We start from the raw sequence: 17002 nt of genomic DNA, 5'->3' as shown, positions 1-17002 counted from the left end.
CGGCAGTCGCTCTCCCTGTAGGGGCGAATTCATTCGCCAAGCAGGCCGAAGGACTGCCTTTGGAGGCTCAGGGGAGCAGCTGCGCTGCCCTTGGCGAATGAATTCGCCCCTACAAAGAACATTGCCCCTGTCCGCCGAGCAGATGCTTATGCCCAATCAACCTAACTACCTCATCACGAATTCCTTTCTCCTTCATCTTCCACCGCTAGGCTAGGGGCACCCGTCGGCCCGTCCGCGAACCATTTTTGTGCGGCCGTGCCATCCGGGTGCGAAGGTGGCCCGATTCCGGTGCTCCGGTGGGCCGAATTCCGTGGTTCGGGGGCTGGCACAAGTCTTGCGCGCTCCCGGTATCGCCCAGGCTCGCAGGAGGCACGCCGTGTCGATCCATGTCGCACTGCACCACGTCACCCACTATCGCTACGATCGTGAGGTCAAGCTCGGTCCGCAGATCATCCGCCTGCGGCCGGCGCCCCACAGCCGCACCCGCATCCTCGGCTATTCGCTGAAGGTGGCGCCCGGCAAACACTTCATCAACTGGCAGCAGGACCCCCAGGGCAACTACCTGGCGCGCCTGGTGTTCCCGGACAAGACCCGGGAGATGAAGGTGGAGGTGGACCTGGTCGCCGAGATGGCGGTGTTCAATCCATTCGACTTCTTCCTCGAGCCCTACGCCGAGGAGTTCCCCTTCAGCTACACCGCCGACGACCAGCGTGAACTGGCGCCTTACCTCAGCCGCCTGCCGGCCACGGCGCTGTTCGCCGACTACCTCGCGCGCATCGATCTCACGCCCAGGCGCAGCGTGGACTTCCTGGTGGCGCTGAACCAACAGCTGTCCCGTGACATCCGCTACCTGATCCGCATGGAGCCGGGTGTGCAGACCCCGGAGGAGAGCCTGGAAAAGGCCTCCGGTTCCTGCCGCGACTCGGCCTGGCTGCTGGTGCAACTGCTGCGCCACCTGGGACTGGCGGCGCGCTTCGTCTCCGGATACCTGATCCAGCTCACCGCCGACCAGAAGTCCCTCGACGGACCCAGCGGCACCGAAGTGGACTTCACCGACCTGCACGCCTGGTGCGAGGTCTACCTGCCCGGCGCCGGCTGGGTCGGCCTGGACCCCACCTCCGGCCTGTTCGCCGGCGAAGGTCACATTCCCCTGGCCTGCAGCCCGGAGCCGTCCTCGGCGGCGCCCATCAGCGGCGGGGTAGATGAGTGCGAGTGCGAGTTCTCCCATGACATGCGCGTCGAGCGCGTGTGGGAAGCGCCGCGCGTGACCAAGCCCTACAGCGAGGAACAGTGGCAGGCCATCCGCGAGCTGGGGGCGCACATCGACGCCGACCTGGTGGCCGGTGACGTGCGCCTGACCATGGGCGGTGAGCCCACCTTCATCGCCATCGACTACCCCGACGACCCGGAGTGGAACACCACGGCCCAGGGCCCCAACAAGCGCCGCCTCGCCGCCGACCTGTTCCATCGCCTGCGTGCGCACTACGCGCCCCAGGGGCTGGCGCACTTCGGCCAGGGCAAGTGGTACCCCGGCGAACAGCTGCCGCGCTGGTCGCTGAACTGCTTCTGGCGCAAGGACGGCGAGCCCATCTGGCAGGAACCCGCCCTCTACGCGAACGAGGGCCGCAGCTATGGCGCCGATGCCCACCTTGCCTCGCGCTTCCTCGGCCGTGTGGCCAATCGCCTCGGTGTGCCTGTGGATAACCAGTTTCCCGCCTTCGAGGACTGGTTCTACTACCTCTGGCGCGAGCGCAAGCTGCCCGCCAACGTCACCCCGGAGGACGCCCGCCTGGCCGACCCGCTGGAGCGCGAGCGCCTGCGCCGGGTGTTCGAGCGCGGTCTGGGCGAGGTCATCGGCCATGTGCTGCCGCTGGCGCGCAGCGCGGCGGGAGACGCCTGGGAAAGTGGCCGCTGGTTCCTGCGGGACGAGCATTGCCGGCTGATACCTGGCGACTCGCCGCTCGGCTACCGACTGCCGCTGGATTCTCAACCCTGGGTCAGCGAGGCCGATTACCCCTACGTGAACCCGGCTGACCCCAGCCAGGCCTTCCCGCCGCTGCGCCGCGCGGCGCTGATTCGCCAGCAACTGCGCGACGGTGCCCCCACAAGCCGGGGCGATGCCCGCGAGCCGGGCCTGCATCAGTCTGCCAGCGGTATTACCCGCACGGCCCTGTGCGCCGAACCTCGTGAGGGACGGCTCTACCTCTTCATGCCGCCGCTGGATGAGTTGGAAGCCTATCTGGAGCTGGTCGCCGCCATCGAAGCCACCGCCGGCGAACTGGACTGCCCGGTGCTGCTGGAAGGCTACGAGCCCCCCAGCGACCCGCGTCTGACCCACTTCCGCGTCACCCCCGACCCGGGCGTGATCGAGGTGAACATCCACCCCTCGAACAACTGGGACGAGCTGGTGGAACGCACCGAGTTCCTCTACGAAGCGGCGCGGCAGAGCCGCCTGTCCAGCGAGAAGTTCATGGTGGACGGCCGACACGTCGGCACTGGTGGCGGCAACCACTTCGTTCTCGGCGGCGCCACCCCGTCGGATTCGCCCTTCCTGCGCCGGCCGGACGTGCTGCGCAGCCTGATCAGCTACTGGCACAACCACCCGTCGCTGTCCTACCTCTTCTCCGGCCTGTTCATCGGTCCGACCTCCCAGGCGCCACGGGTGGACGAGGCGCGTAACGACGCCCTCTACGAGCTGGAAATCGCCTTCCGCCAGATGCCAGAACCCGGCGCCGATTGCCCGCCCTGGCTGGTGGACCGGCTGCTGCGCAACCTGCTGGTGGATGTCACCGGCAACACCCACCGCGCCGAGTTCTGCATCGACAAGCTCTACTCGCCGGACAGCAGCACCGGCCGCCTCGGCCTGCTGGAGCTGCGCGCCTTCGAGATGCCGCCCCACGCGCGCATGAGTCTGGCCCAGCAACTGCTGCTGCGCGGCTTGGTGGCGCGCTTCTGGAATGAGCCCTACCAGCCACCGAAGCTGGTGCGCTGGGGCACCGAACTGCACGACCGCTTCCTGCTGCCGCATTTCGTCCAGCAGGACTTCGACGATGTGGTCCACGAGTTCAACGCCGAGGGTTATCCGCTGCGCAGCGAATGGTTCGCCCCGCACTTCGAGTTCCGTTTCCCCAAGTACGGCGACTATCAGGTCAAGGGCATCGACCTGGAGCTGCGCCAGGCGCTGGAACCTTGGCACGTGCTGGGGGAGGAGGGCGCCACCGGAGGCGCCGTGCGCTACGTGGATTCCTCCCTGGAGCGGGTGCAGGTGAAGGTCAACGGCATGGCGCCGGACCGCTACGTGCTGACTTGCAATGGCCAGCCGGTGCCGCTGCGGCCCACCGGGCGGGGCGGCGAGTTCGTCGCCGGGGTGCGCTATCGCGCCTGGCAGCCGGCTTCCTGCCTGCAACCCACCATCGGCGTGCAGGCGCCCCTGGTGTTCGACCTGGTGGATACCTGGATGCAACGTTCCCTGGGCGGCTGCCAGTACCATGTGGCGCACCCTGGCGGGCGCAGCTACGACAGCTTCCCGGTCAACGCCTACGAAGCCGAAAGCCGGCGCCTGGCGCGCTTCTTCCGCCATGGGCACACGCCGGGCAAGCTGCTGGTCGGCGCGCCTGTGGTCGATGACGAACTGCCCATGACCCTGGACCTGCGCCGCCGCTAGACGGTGCAAGGGGCGACCCGGTCGGCGCCACGGCGACCGGGCGCCGCGCCGTCCGCTACAGTTTCCCTGCTGCCCACCTGACGAGTTCCCGGATGTCCGAACTGCTAGCCCACTACCCCCTGACCGCCACGGCCTACCACGAACTGCTGGATGCCGAAGGCCAGGTGCGTCCTCACTGGCAGCGCCTGTTCCAGCAGCTGGAGCGCGCCACGCCGGCGCAGATGCAGCAACGCCAGGAATTGCTGGCCCGGCAGATTCAGGAAAACGGTGTCACCTACAACGTCTACGCCGACCCCAAGGGCACCGACCGGCCCTGGGAGCTGGACCTGCTGCCCAACCTGCTTTCGGCCGAAGAATGGCAACCCATCGCTGCCGGGGTGGCGCAGCGCGCACGCCTGCTCAATGCCGTGCTGGCCGACCTCTACGGTGAACAGCGCCTGCTGGCCGACGGGCTGCTGCCCAGTGAACTGGTTTTCGGTCACCCCAACTTCCTCTGGCCCTGCCAGGGCGTGCGGCCGGCCGGCGGCATCTTCCTGCATTGCTACGCGGTGGACCTGGCCCGCGATGCCGACGGCCACTGGCACGTGCTGGCCGACCGCACGCAAGCGCCCTCCGGCGCGGGGTACGCCCTGGAGAACCGGCAGATCGTTTCCCGCGCCCTGCCGGAGCTGTACCGCGACCTGCGGGTGCAGTACCTCGCCGGCTACTTCCGCACCCTGCAGGAAACCCTGATCCGCCAGGCCCCCAGCGACGGCGAGACGCCGCTGGTGGTGCTGCTCACGCCGGGGCGTTTCAACGAAACCTACTTCGAGCACCTCTACCTGGCCCGCCAGCTGGGTTTCCCGCTGGTGGAAGGCCATGACCTGACGGTGCGCGACGCCACCCTCTACCTCAAGACGCTGGGCGGCCTGAAGCGCGTCCACGCGGTGCTGCGCCGTCTCGACGACGATTACTGCGACCCCCTGGAGCTGCGCACCGACTCCGCCCTGGGCGTGCCCGGTCTGCTGGACGCCGTGCGCCACGGCCGGGTGCTGGTGGCCAACGCCCTGGGCAGCGGCGTGCTGGAGTCCCCGGGCCTGCTCGGCTTCCTGCCACGGGTCAGCCAGCGCCTGCTGGGTGAGGACCTGCTGCTGCCCACCGTGGGCACCTGGTGGTGCGGCACGGGGCAGGGGATTGGCAAGTCCCTGGAAGGGCTGGCGGGGCTGGTGATCAAACCGGCGTTTCCGTCCCAGAGCTTCGAACCCTTGTTCGGCCACGCTCTGGAAGACGGCGCCCTGCTGGCCTTGCGCAAGCGCCTGCAGGTCCATCCCCATGCCTATGTGGCCCAACGCATGGCGCAGTTGTCCCAGGCGCCGGTCTGGGAGGGGGACGAGGCGCGGGGCGCATTGCAGTCACGGGCCATCGGCATGCGCGTCTTCGCCGTGGCCGGCAGCGACGGCCGGTACTGGGTGATGCCCGGTGGCCTGACGCGAGTGGCCTCGGCGGCGGATGCCGAAGTGGTCTCCATGCAGCGCGGTGGCGCGAGCAAGGACACCTGGGTACTGGCCGACCTGCCGGTGGCGGGCGAGCCGTTGCGCCCGCGCACCCTCGGCGTGCGCGACCTGATTCGCCAGGACCCTTACCTGCCGTCGCGGGTGGTGGAAAACCTCTTCTGGTTCGGCCGTTACGGCGAGCGCTGTGAAGACGGCGCACGCCTGCTGCGGGTGGTGCTTTCGCGCTATGTGGATGCCGACGGGGACGAACAGGCGCTGCAATCGGCGCTGCGCCTGGCTGGCGCCGTCGGCCTGTTGCCGCTGGGTGATGAGCCCCTGGAACAGCGCCTGCTGGCGGCGCTGCTGGACGAGCGCTGGCCCAGCAGCGTCAGTGCCAACCTGCGCCGCCTGCACTGGGCCGCGGCCCAGGTGCGCGGGCGCCTGTCCCGGGAAAACTGGCACGCGGTGCTGGAATTGCACCGCGAGGCCCAGGCCCTGGATGCGAAACGCACCGACCTGGGCGAGGCCCTGGAATTCCTCAACCGCCTGCTGATGTCCCTGGCTGCGCTGTCCGGCTTCGCCCTGGACGACATGACCCGCGACGATGGCTGGCGCTTCCTGATGATCGGCCGGCGCATCGAGCGGGTGCAGTTCTACGCCGATGGCATCGCCGGCTTCCTGGAGGGCGGTGCCGCCTGGGACCCGGTGGCGCTGGAGTGGTTGCTGGAACTGGGCAACAGCACGATTACCTACCGTTCGCGTTACCTGGCGTCGCCTCAGTTGATCCCGGTCCTCGACCTGCTCCTGCTGCACGAGCAGAACCCCCATGCACTGCGCTTCCAGTTGCAGGCGCTGGAACGTTCCCTGGGGCGCCTGCAGCTGGAATTCGGCGCGCCCCAGGAACTGGTGCTGAGCGGCCTGATCGGGCGCCTGCTGGCCTTCGACCTGGCCACCCTGGAGGACCCGCTGTTCGGCAGTGAAAGCCTGGACGATGTGCTGGCCGGACTGGCCGGCCTGCTGCGGGAAATCGCACTGCACGTCGGGCAGGTCTCGGACCGCCTCGGATTGCGCTATTTTGCCCACGTCGACGACGTCAGCCAGCAAACGGTATCCACCTGATGCGCGCGCAAGCCCAATCCATCGCCCCTGTGCAGGGTGCCCGTTACCAGGTGTTCCACGACACGCGGTATCGCTATTCCGCGCCGGTTTCGCTGTCCCAGCAGTTGGTGCACCTGTGGCCCCGCGATTGCCCCTGGCAGCTGTGCACCGGCCAGCAATTGCTGGTCGAGCCGGAGCCCACCCTGCGCCAGGACCTCACCGATGTCTTTGGCAATCCGCTGACGCGCCTGGCCTTCGAACGTCCCCATGACGAATTGCAGGTGAACACCCGGCTGCAGGTGGAAGTGCTGCCCCACGGGCCTGTGGACCTGGCCGCCTCGCCGGCTTGGGAACAGGTCCTGGCCATCCTCGCCTATACCGGCAGCGCCCTGTCGTCCGTCGAGCTGGACGCCTGCCGCTACCGGGTGGAGTCGCCCTACGTGCGCATCAAGCGCCAGTTCGCCGAGTTCGCCGCGGGCTGCTTCCCCGCCGGGCGGCCGCTGCTGCTGGGCGTGGCGGCCCTGATGGAAAAGATCTTCAGCGAATTCGCCTTCGACGCCGAGGCCACCCAGGTGGCGACTCCCCTGACCGAAGTGCTGGAGCGCCGCCGTGGCGTCTGCCAGGACTTCGCCCACTTGATGCTGGCCTGCCTGCGCTCCCGTGGGCTGGCGGCGCGCTACGTCAGCGGCTACCTGCTGACTCAGCCGCCCCCCGGCCAGCCGCGCCTGATCGGTGCCGACGCGTCCCACGCCTGGGTCTCGGTGTACTGCCCGCGCCATGGCTGGGTGGACTTCGACCCCACCAACAACATCCTGCCCAACCTGGAACACATCACCCTGGCCTGGGGGCGCGACTTCTCTGATGTTTCGCCTCTGCGCGGCGTGATCCTCGGCGGCGGCAGCCACGATCCCGAGGTGCGCGTCACCGTCATGCCGCTCTGGGAAGTGGCTGTCTGAGGCCCGACGTGCGATGTCGGGCCCACGCATCGTTGGGCTTCGTACCTCAGCCCAACTTGCGGAGGGGGGCCTGACAAGCACTTTGCCGACGCCGTGCTAGCTTTTCCGAGGCCACTTTCCTCGTGCAAGGTGCTTCGCCATGGATGAAACAACGATCGTCAGCGTCGGGACCGAGAAGGTCAGCGCGTTCATGAACACCGTCACGCAGTACGCCACCACCTTCGGCGTCAAGATTCTCGCGGCCATTGCCTTCTGGGTCGTCGGCCGCTGGCTCATCAACTTTGCGGTAGGGCTGGTCCAGCGGTCTCTGGAGCGGCAGAAGGTCGACCCGACCGTACTGCGCTACGTCGGCTCGTTCATCACCGTGACCCTGAACATCCTCCTGGTGGTGGGCATCCTCGGTTTCTTCGGCATCCAGACCACCAGCCTGGCGGCGCTGATCGCGGCAGTGGGCGTGGCCATCGGCATGGCCTGGTCGGGGCTTCTGGCGAACCTGGCGGCGGGCGGTTTCATCATCGTCCTGCGGCCGTTCAAGGTGGGGGATTTCATCAGCGCCGGCGGCGTGACCGGCACGGTGAAGGAGATCGGCCTGTTCGCCACCGTCATCAACACCCCGGACAACGTGCTGACCCTGGTGGGCAACAACAAGATCTTCAGCGACACCATCCAGAACTTCAGCCACAACGCGTTCCGCCGTGTGGAACTGAAGGCCCAGCTCTCCGGCGCCGCCGATTACCAGGCCGCTTTGGCGCTGCTCAAGCAACGCATCGCCGCCATTCCCAATGTGCTCACCGACCCGGCGGTGGATGTGGAAATCCTCGAATTCAACCTGGTGGGCCCGGTGCTGGTGGTGCGGCCGTACTGCCACAACGACCACTACTGGCAGGTGTATTTCGATGGCAACCGGGTGATCAAGGACGCCCTGGGCACGGACTTCCCGGCGCCCATGCCGGCACAGACCATCATCGTGCAGCAGCCGTAGGGCAGGAGGCAGGGTTGGCCCGGATGGGTAGGGTGGATCACGCTTCACCGATCCACCTTCGGGCCTGGTGCAGAAGGTGGATGTGAAGAGCGACATCCACCCTAAGCTACTGAGGAACGACGCCCAACAGCCTGCTCGCAGCGGGCCTTGATCGTTGGGCCTCGCTTCGCTCGGCGCCAACCTACCGTCCGGCGAAGCCCAGGGGCGCGGTACTCAGCCCTTGCGCAGATGCAGGATGGGAAACGGTTTGCCCGCCCCATCCACTTCCGAGCGCCGGTATTGCACGAACCCCAGGCGGCGATAGAAGCCCACCGCTTGGGGGTTCTGTTCGTTCACATCCACCGTGCTCGCCCCCTGCGCCAGGGCGTGTTCCATCAGGGCGCGGCCGATGCCTCGGCCATGCTGCGCCGGATCGACGAAGAGCATTTCCACCTTCTCTCCAACGGTGCCGACAAATCCGGCGATGCGGCCTTCGGCATCCCGCAGGCAGGCGAGGCGCACAGAATCCAGGTAGGCGTCGCGCACCAGGGGCTTGAAGAACTGAATGTCGTCCTCGGAGAGGAAGTCATGGGTGGCGCGCACGGCGGCTTCCCAGACCTCCACCAGGCGTTGGCGGTCCGTGGCGGACAGGGTGGTGAGGATTTCCGTGTCGGGCTTCATCGCGTTACCAGTGGTGCTTGGCCTTGTTCCAGCGGTAGAGCAGGCGGGCGAAGGCCTTGTAGCCCAGTTGGGCCAGGCCGTGGATCAGCGGGAGGGAGAACAGCCGGGCCTTCCAGCGTTCCTTCGGGGAGTGGCGCCAGAGCACGATGAAGGCATCCATCCCCATGCGCTTGACGCCTTGCTCGTCCACCAGGTGCAGGCGTTCGCGAACGTATTCCAGGTCCTCGCCAATCTCGCCCACGGCCGCGTTGTCCTTGTGGATATCGGCCCACTCCACCTCGCAGGCGGTGGTCTTGCCCTTCTGGCCTTCGATGCCCGCTTTGCACACCGGGCAGGCGCTGTTGTAGTAGACCTTGATCCGCGTGTCGTCTTCCATGAATCGCTCCTGACCGTGGGTTCGTCCCGGACAGTTTAAATCCGGGACGAGCAAGCGGTCAGTGCGGCTTGCGATCGACCCACTTGGGCGCGCTGCTGGGGCGCCAGGCTTCCAGGCGGTCCAGCAGGGTTTCCGGGTGACCACCCACCTGGAGCATGCCGCGATGCTGGTCGCGGACGAAGCGCTCTTCCACCAGGTGGTCGAGGAAGTCGGTGAGCTTGTCGTAGAAGCTGTTCACTTCCAGCAGGCCCAGCGGCTTGCTGTGGTAGCCCAGCTGGCCCCAGGTCCAGACCTCGAACAGCTCTTCGAGGGTGCCCAGGCCGCCGGGGAGGGCGATGAAGGCGTCGGAGAGTTCGGCCATACGCGCCTTGCGCGCGTGCATGCCGTCCACCACTTCCAGGCGGGTGAGGCCTTTGTGGCCGATTTCGGCGTCCATCAGGCTCTGCGGGATCACGCCGATGACTTCGCCACCGGCAGCCAGCGCTGCGTCCGCCACGGTGCCCATCAGGCCGACCGCACCGCCGCCGTACACCAGGGTGATGCCGCGTTCGGCCAGGGTGTGACCCAGGAGGGCGGCAGCTTCACGGTAGATCGGCTTGGCACCGGGGCTGGCACCGCAGAACACGCAGACGGAACGCAAGGGCATGTCGGACTCCTGGAGCGAAAAAAGCGCGCAAGAGTACCGGCTTCGCCCTCGGGCTCCAAGCTGTACGAGTGGTCAGCTTCCGAACGGTAGTGGGATGGGGTCAGTCGGCGGAGGCGCCACAGGCACCGGCAGCGTAGGCAGCGAGCAGGCTTTGCAGGAGGTACTTCATGGCGCGTCTCCTCGTGAGTGGTGACGCATAGCCTAGTTCGGCTTTTTGCAGGCTGCCCGTTGAACGTGTCGATGAGGTCGATAGCTCAGACGAGCTTGATCAGCTCCGCCGCCGTCATCCCCTTGTAATCAGGGTTGCGGTTCGTTGCCGCAGGTCATGGGCGCTCGCCCGAGAATCGTGCAGTCTCCCTGCTTGGGCCTTTTGCCCATTCTGCCAAGGAGACTCCCATGATTCGCAAGCTCGTCGTTGCATCCGTGCTGGCCCTGGCCAGTGCACCTCTGCTGGCTGCTGAATGTAGCGTGGATGTGCAAGGCACTGACCAGATGACGTTCGACACCAAGGACATCAAGGTCAGCAAGAGCTGCAAGACCTTCACCGTCAACCTCAAGCACACCGGCAAGCTGGCCAGGAACGTGATGGGCCACAACTGGGTGCTGAGCAAGACCGCCGACGCCCAGGCCGTCGCCACCGAAGGCATGACCGCCGGCGCCGACAAGGATTACGTCAAGGCCGATGACCCCCGCATCATCGCTCACACCAAGCTGGTCGGTGGCGGTGAGAGCGCCAGCGTCACCTTCGAGGTCTCCAAGCTGGCCGCCGGCGAGAGCTACGAGTTCTTCTGCTCCTTCCCGGGCCACATTTCGATGATGAAGGGCACCCTGGCCCTGGTCGACTGACCTTCTGGGTGAACACGAAAAGGCCGCTCCGTGGAGCGGCCTTTTTTGTGGGTGCGCCAGGCATGGCGCGTAGCGCCGTGACTGGCGCTGTTCGGTTCACTGTGGTGGTGAACTGGACGACTTGGAGGTGGAAGTCCTCTGCACGCCCGGCAAGGGGAAGTGCTAGCGGAAGGCAAGGGTGTCGCGGGTGACTGCGAATCTGAAGGAAGCCGGAAGCAAATGGCTGGCCTGACGAACAGGAAGCGGATGGAGGCGGCGTAGCGGGGTGAGGCGGCCCAAATCGTCAAAGCCCGGTACTTGCACGGCACGCTACGACGTAAATCCGCCAGGCATAAGCCGGAAGGTCGCGCGAATTACCCTGGGAGATCTGTGCGCTTGCCAGCGTGCTANGGCCCGTGGAAGCGCTGGATGGCTGGGTGCGGCGGTTGCTGCGCAATGTGCTGTGGCGGCACTGGAAGCGACCGGTTACCCGGGCACGCATGCTGATGCGCCTGGGTTTACCGGAGGAGCGGGCCTGGAAGTCGGCCACCAACGGGCGCGGCCCCTGGTGGAACGCCGGTGCCCTGCACCTGCGGCAGGCGCTGCCGAAGAAGTGCTGGGACGCGCTTGGACTGGTGTCGATACTGGATACGATGACTCGGCTTAGCCGTATGACCTGAACCGCCGTATACGGAACCGTACGTACGGTGGTGTGAGAGGACGGTGGGGGCGACCCCACCTCCTACTCGATTCATCATTCCGTTTTTTCCTGAAGCTGGCCGCAGTCGTTCCGCTACAGCGGCTCCTGATCCAGCTGATTCAGCATCCAGCGCACGAAATCCCGCACCTTGGGCACCTCCGCCGCGTGCTCGGCATAGGCCAGGAAATAGGCTTTCTGGCTCGGCATCGGATGGTCCCAGGGGACCACCAGCTTGCCTTCTTGCAGCTCCTCCTCCACGAGGAACCGCGGCAGCAGGGCCACGCCGCAGCCGGCCTGGGCCGCGCGGATGCACATGTACGACGTGTCGAAACGCGGCCCGTGGTAGCTGTGCTCGGTGTGCCGGTCCTGGCTCTGGAACCATTCGTGCCAAGCCTCCGGGCGGGTGGCGTTCTGCAGCAGCACCAGGTCGGTGAGCTGGGTGGGCTCGGTGAACGGCTGCTCGGGCATCACGCCGGGGGCGCAGACCGGCACCACTTCCTCGCTGAACAGGCGGATGCACTCGGCGCCGGGCAGGGCGCCCTGGCCGAAATAGAACGCCACATCGCAGCGGCCCTGGACCAGGGCGGTGGGTTCCAGTTCATTGCGCAGGTCCAGGTGGATGTTCGGGTGGCGCACGCGCCAGCCCTTGAGGCGCGGGATCAGCCAGCGCGCGCCGAAGGTGGGCGGGGTGGCCACTCGCAGCACTTCAGTGTCGCCGCCGTAGGACAGCATGTAGTGCGTGGACATTTCCACCTGGGCGAGGATCTTCTGCACCTCGGTCAGGTACAGCGAGCCCGCTGGCGTCAGCTGCAGACGGCGGCGCACACGGCGGAACAGCAGGTGCTGGAGCATTTCTTCCAGCTGCGCGACCTGCTTGCTCACCGCACTCTGGGTGAGGCTCAGCTCATCGGCCGCGCGGGTGAAACTCAGGTGCCTGGCCACCGCCTCGAAGCATTGCAGGGCGGTGATCGATGGCATGTGGCGTTTCAGCATCGGGATTCTCAACGACATTCAGGGTCATGAATTAACGGAATGATATGTGTCGGAAAGGTCGTTTGTTGGCAAGCCCTTTTCGCGGCTTTACTGGAGTCCTCACGATTCAACCGCTTTTTTGAAAGGAGCTTCCCATGGTTGCCGCACTGCTTGACCGCCTCGGTGTAAACCCGTCCCTCTACCAGCAGGGCGATCACGCCGTCCATTCGCCCATCGACGGCAGCCGCATCGGCACCGTGCGCCTGGAGGGCCGTGCCGAGGTAGAGCAGAAAATCGCCCGCGCCGCCGAGGCCTTCCAGGCCTGGCGCAAGGTGCCCGCTCCCCGTCGTGGCGAGCTGGTCCGTCTGTACGGCGAAGCCCTGCGCCAGCACAAGGCTGATCTGGGTGAACTGGTGTCCTGGGAAGCCGGCAAGATCACTCAGGAAGGCCTGGGTGAAGTGCAGGAAATGATCGATATCTGCGACTTCGCCGTCGGCCTGTCGCGCCAGCTCTACGGCCTGACCATTGCCTCCGAGCGCCCCGGCCACCATATGCGCGAGACCTGGCACCCGCTGGGCGTGGTCGGCGTGATCAGCGCCTTCAACTTCCCCGTGGCCGTGTGGTGCTGGAACACCGCGCTGGCGCTGGTCTGCGGCAACCCGGTGGTGTGGAAACCGTCGGAGAAGACCCCGCTCACCGCGCTGGCCTGCCAGGCCCTGTTCGAGCGCGTGGCGAAGCAGTTCAGCGAGGCGCCAGCCAACCTCAGCCAGGTGGTGATCGGTGCCCGCGAAGCCGGTGAAGCCCTGGTGGATGATTCGCGCGTGGCGCTGGTCAGCGCTACCGGCAGCACCCGCATGGGCCGTGAAGTGGCGCCCCGTGTGGCAGCCCGCTTCGCCCGCAGCGTGCTGGAACTGGGCGGCAACAACGCCATGATCCTCGCCCCCAGCGCCGACCTTGACCTGGCGGTGCGTGCCATCCTCTTCAGCGCCGTCGGCACCGCTGGCCAGCGTTGCACCACCCTGCGCCGCCTGATCGCCCACGAATCGGTGAAGGCCGAAATCGTCGAGCGCCTGAAAGTCGCCTATTCCAAAGTGCGCATCGGCCACCCGCTGGAAGGCAACCTGGTGGGACCGCTGATCGACAAGCAGAGCTTCGACGGCATGCAGCGCGCCCTGGAGCAGGCCCGCGCCGAAGGCGGCAAGGTGTTCGGTGGCGAACGCCAGTTGGCGGACAGCTTCCCGAACGCCTACTACGTGTCGCCGGCTATCGTGGAAATGCCGGGCCAGAGCGCCGTGGTCTGCCACGAAACCTTCGCGCCCATCCTCTACGTGATTGGCTACAGCGACTTCGCCGACGCCGTCGCCCTGAACAACGCCGTGCCCCAGGGGCTGTCCTCCTGCGTGTTCACCACCGATGTGCGCGAGGCCGAGCTGTTCCAGTCGGCCGTAGGCAGTGACTGCGGCATCGCCAACGTCAACATCGGCCCGAGTGGTGCGGAAATCGGTGGCGCCTTCGGTGGCGAGAAGGAAACCGGCGGTGGCCGCGAGTCCGGCTCCGACGCCTGGAAGGCCTACATGCGCCGCCAGACCAACACGGTGAACTACTCCCACGAGTTGCCGCTGGCCCAGGGCATCACCTTCGACTGATGATTCCGCGATTCGCGGTTGGCGCCCCTCTCCCGGATGCGGGATGAGGGGCTTAACGGTATCTACGTCTGGCTGTGCCTAAGGAATTCGAATGACCCTGCGCCAGGAATGCCTCTGGGAATATCTGACGCCCCAGCCGCCGGAAAGCCCCGTGCTCCACGGCGAGGTCAAGGTGGACGTGTGCGTGATCGGCGCCGGTTTCACCGGTCTCTCCGCCGCCCTGCACCTGTTGGAAGCGGGCAAGCGCGTCTGCCTGCTGGAAGCCCATACCGCTGGCCATGGCGGTTCCGGGCGCAATGTCGGGCTGGTCAACGCCGGCCTGTGGATTCCGCCGGACGAGATCGAAGCCGGTCTCGGCCGGACGGTTGGGGAGCGCCTCAATCGCACCCTCGGGGCTGCGCCGTCCCTGGTGTTCTCCCTGGTGGATCGCTACGACATCGACTGCCAGCTGCGCCGCGAAGGCACCCTGCACATGGCCCACAACGCCCGTGGCCAGGCCGACCTCGCCAGCCGCTGCGAACAGTGGCAGCGCCGTGGCGCGCCGGTGGAACTGCTCACCGGCGCCGCGTGCCGCGAGGCCACTGGCACTGACAAGATCGCGGCCGCGCTGCTCGACCGTCGCGCCGGTACCCTCAACCCCATGGGCTACACCCGTGGATTGGCGCGCGCGGTGAAGTCCCTCGGCGGGCATCTGTTCGAGCATTCTCCGGTGCAGCGCCTGGAGCGCCAGGGCGTGAACTGGTGCGTGGTCACCGAGCATGGCGTGGCCATCGCCCCCCAGGTGGTGATCGCCTCAAACGCCTACACCGAAGGCGAATGGACTGAACTACGCCGCCATTTCTTCCCCGGTTACTACTACCAGGTGGCGTCGACGCCTCTGGCCGGCACTGCCGCTGACCGCATCCTGCCGGGCGGGCAGGGCTCCTGGGACACCCGCCAGGTGCTCAGCAGTATTCGCCGCGACGCCGACGGCCGCTTGCTGCTCGGCAGCCTGGGCAACGGCTCGCGCAAGCCGGCCTGGTTCCTCAAGGCCTGGGCCGACCGCGTCCAGCGTCACTACTTCCCTTACCTCGGCAAGGTGGAGTGGGAATTCACCTGGACCGGCTGCATCGACTTCACCCCGGATCACTTGATGCGCCTCTACGAGCCGGCCCCCGGCCTGCTGGCGTTCACCGGCTACAACGGCCGTGGCGTCACCACCGGCAGTGTGGTGGGCAAGGCATTCGCCAATTACCTGCTGAGCGGCAACGAGGACGTGCTGCCGATGCCCTTCCAGCCGATGCGCGCAGTGGCGGCGGTAGGCCTCAGAAGCTCGCTCTACGAAGCGGGTTTTTCGCTCTACCACGCAGGGCAGTGCCTGCGCGTGGTGATCTAGTTCGAGGAATCAAAAAGCAGGATGGGTCGAGCTGAGCGACACCCTTCCTGCAAACCATGAATCGCCGTGAAACGGGATGCAGATCGCAAAAAACTTGCACTGCACATCTTTGAGGCAGATTGTGGTTTCTTGCACGATGGAGGTAACGACAGCAGCCCAGTAACAGTGCGGAGTGGGAATATTCGCGCACCGGCAATGTGCAAATGAGTAGCGCGAGTCTATTGTTACCGCACGTGCTGGCACACTGATGCCGAGCCGCTTGCAGACACGTCTTCAGCTTTCTCAAAGTGATTTGGAAGTTGTTGATTTATAAGAAGAAAAATAAAAACAAAGGAGGTGGGAAAGGCCTTTCAGGGCGCGGGAAAACTACAAGAATTAATGGCACGCCACTTGCTGAATACGAGCGCTAACCCTAAAAACCTCAGGAGCAAAACTCCATGTCGCAGAAGATTTTCAGAAAAGGCTTTCTGGCCCTGGCGGTTACCGCCGCACTGGGTGTTTCTTCCGTAGTTCAGGCTGATGTTGTTATCGGCGTAGCCGGGCCGCACACCGGCGCTAACGCATCCTTTGGGGAACAATACTGGCGCGGCGCTTCCCAGGCCGCCGAAGACCTCAACGCCGCCGGCGGTATCAACGGCGAGAAGATCAAACTGGTGAAGGCCGACGACGCTTGCGAACCGAAGCAGGCCGTGGCCGTCGCCAACCGTCTGGTGGACCAGGACAAGGCTATCGCCGTCGTGGGCCACTTCTGCTCCTCCTCCACCATCCCGGCTTCCGAGGTCTACGACGAAGCGGGCATCATCGCGATGACCCCGGGTTCCACCAACCCCGCCGTGACCGAGCGCGGCCTGTCCGGCATGTTCCGTATGTGCGGTCGTGACGACCAGCAGGGCATCGTTGCCGGCGACTACATCGTCGACACGCTCAAGGCCACCAAGGTCGCCATCATCCACGACAAGGACACCTACGGTCAGGGCCTGGCCGACGCCACCAAGGCTGAACTCGCCAAGCGCGGCGTGAAGGAAGTCCTGTACGAGGGCCTGACCCGCGGCGAGAAAGACTTCAACGCCCTGGTCACCAAGATTCGCGCCACCGGCGCCGAGGTCGTCTACTTCGGCGGTCTGCACCCGGAAGCCGGCCCGCTGGTTCGCCAGATGCGCGAGCAGGGCCTGACCGCCAAGTTCCTCTCCGGCGACGGCATCGTGACCGACGAACTGGTCACCACCGCTGGCGGCCCGCAGTACACCAAGGGTGTGCTGATGACCTTCGGCGCCGACCCGCGCAAGATCCCGGACGGCAAGGCCGTGATCGAGAAGTTCCGCGCCAACGGCTTCGAGCCGGAAGGCTACACCCTGTATGCCTACGCCACCCTGCAGGCCCTGGCGGCCGGCTTCAATGGCGCTGGCTCCAACGATCCGGCCAAGGCTTCCGCCTGGCTGAAGAGCCATGCGGTGCAGACCGTGATGGGCAAGAAGGAGTGGGATGCCAAGGGTGACCTGAAAAAATCCGACTATGTGATCTACGAGTGGGACGACAAGGGCAAGTACGCCCAGCAGTGATGACCGGCTCGCGCCATCCGCAAAGGGGCGCGAACCGTTAGCTCGGCTGACCAGCCAGACGCCACCCGCGC

General features: G+C 66.2%; 12 protein-coding genes and 1 pseudogene. 9 read left to right on the top strand and 4 right to left on the bottom strand.

Annotated features, from left to right (window positions below; all coding sequences use genetic code 11):
* Nucleotides 1-376 precede the first annotated feature (376 nt).
* From TQ98_RS24150 to TQ98_RS24135, 4 genes are all read left to right on the top strand, one after another.
* The gene (locus TQ98_RS24150) at nucleotides 377-3664 is read left to right on the top strand and encodes a transglutaminase family protein (RefSeq protein WP_044870788.1); all 3288 of its coding nucleotides are present in this window, start codon (nucleotides 377-379) and stop codon (nucleotides 3662-3664) included.
* A gap of 92 nt (nucleotides 3665-3756) precedes the next feature.
* Nucleotides 3757-6255, top strand: coding sequence for a circularly permuted type 2 ATP-grasp protein (locus TQ98_RS24145; protein ID WP_044870789.1), 2499 nt, complete (start codon nucleotides 3757-3759; stop codon nucleotides 6253-6255).
* Complete coding sequence (locus TQ98_RS24140) at nucleotides 6255-7190, top strand: transglutaminase family protein (RefSeq protein ID WP_044870790.1); 936 nt, start codon at nucleotides 6255-6257, stop codon at nucleotides 7188-7190. Before TQ98_RS24145 ends, TQ98_RS24140 begins: the two co-directional genes overlap by 1 nt.
* 139 nt (nucleotides 7191-7329) lie before the next feature.
* Nucleotides 7330-8172 (top strand): mechanosensitive ion channel family protein, encoded by an 843-nt coding sequence (locus TQ98_RS24135; protein ID WP_044870791.1) that lies wholly within the window; start codon nucleotides 7330-7332, stop codon nucleotides 8170-8172.
* Nucleotides 8173-8385: 213 nt separating this feature from the next.
* On the opposite strand, the gene TQ98_RS24130 is transcribed toward TQ98_RS24135, so the two are convergent.
* The 3 genes from TQ98_RS24130 to TQ98_RS24120 are packed head-to-tail and all read right to left on the bottom strand — an operon-like array spanning nucleotide 8386 to nucleotide 9854.
* Nucleotides 8386-8832, bottom strand: coding sequence for a GNAT family N-acetyltransferase (locus tag TQ98_RS24130; RefSeq protein WP_044870792.1), 447 nt, complete (start codon nucleotides 8830-8832; stop codon nucleotides 8386-8388).
* A 4-nt stretch (nucleotides 8833-8836) separates the two neighbouring features.
* Nucleotides 8837-9208 carry a DUF393 domain-containing protein gene (locus TQ98_RS24125; protein ID WP_044870793.1) on the bottom strand — a complete coding sequence of 124 codons (372 nt, stop codon included), beginning with the start codon at nucleotides 9206-9208 and terminating at the stop codon, nucleotides 8837-8839.
* A 58-nt stretch (nucleotides 9209-9266) separates the two neighbouring features.
* Entirely contained in the window at nucleotides 9267-9854 is a 588-nt protein-coding gene (locus tag TQ98_RS24120; RefSeq protein ID WP_044870794.1) for a TIGR00730 family Rossman fold protein, read from the bottom strand.
* Between the two features lie 396 nt (nucleotides 9855-10250).
* Between TQ98_RS24120 and azu the strand changes: the two genes are divergently transcribed.
* Both azu and TQ98_RS24110 read left to right on the top strand, forming a co-directional pair.
* Nucleotides 10251-10700, top strand: a complete 450-nt coding sequence (gene azu / locus TQ98_RS24115) for an azurin (RefSeq protein ID WP_044870795.1) — start codon at nucleotides 10251-10253, stop codon at nucleotides 10698-10700.
* Between the two features lie 392 nt (nucleotides 10701-11092).
* Nucleotides 11093-11359: pseudogene (locus tag TQ98_RS24110) on the top strand (group II intron reverse transcriptase/maturase); the annotation flags it as partial.
* A gap of 113 nt (nucleotides 11360-11472) precedes the next feature.
* Here the strand turns inward: TQ98_RS24110 and TQ98_RS24105 are convergent.
* Nucleotides 11473-12372: a LysR substrate-binding domain-containing protein gene (locus tag TQ98_RS24105; protein WP_044873855.1), complete on the bottom strand. Its 900-nt coding sequence runs from the start codon at nucleotides 12370-12372 to the stop codon at nucleotides 11473-11475.
* A 134-nt stretch (nucleotides 12373-12506) separates the two neighbouring features.
* Between TQ98_RS24105 and TQ98_RS24100 the strand changes: the two genes are divergently transcribed.
* The 3 genes from TQ98_RS24100 to TQ98_RS24090 all read left to right on the top strand — a co-directional run bounded on the left by TQ98_RS24100 (nucleotide 12507) and on the right by TQ98_RS24090 (nucleotide 16931).
* Complete coding sequence (locus tag TQ98_RS24100; RefSeq protein ID WP_044873856.1) at nucleotides 12507-13997, top strand: aldehyde dehydrogenase family protein; 1491 nt, start codon at nucleotides 12507-12509, stop codon at nucleotides 13995-13997.
* A gap of 91 nt (nucleotides 13998-14088) precedes the next feature.
* Nucleotides 14089-15372: an FAD-binding oxidoreductase gene (locus TQ98_RS24095; RefSeq protein WP_044873857.1), complete on the top strand. Its 1284-nt coding sequence runs from the start codon at nucleotides 14089-14091 to the stop codon at nucleotides 15370-15372.
* A 437-nt stretch (nucleotides 15373-15809) separates the two neighbouring features.
* The gene (locus TQ98_RS24090; protein ID WP_044873858.1) at nucleotides 15810-16931 is read left to right on the top strand and encodes a branched-chain amino acid ABC transporter substrate-binding protein; all 1122 of its coding nucleotides are present in this window, start codon (nucleotides 15810-15812) and stop codon (nucleotides 16929-16931) included.
* Nucleotides 16932-17002: the final 71 nt, after the last annotated feature.

Origin of the sequence: Pseudomonas sp. LFM046 (genome assembly GCF_000949385.2) — a bacterium.
Classification (GTDB): Bacteria; Pseudomonadota; Gammaproteobacteria; order Pseudomonadales; family Pseudomonadaceae; genus Metapseudomonas.
Note: the sequence above shows the minus strand (reverse complement) of the source record. Positions and strands in the feature narration are given on the sequence as shown.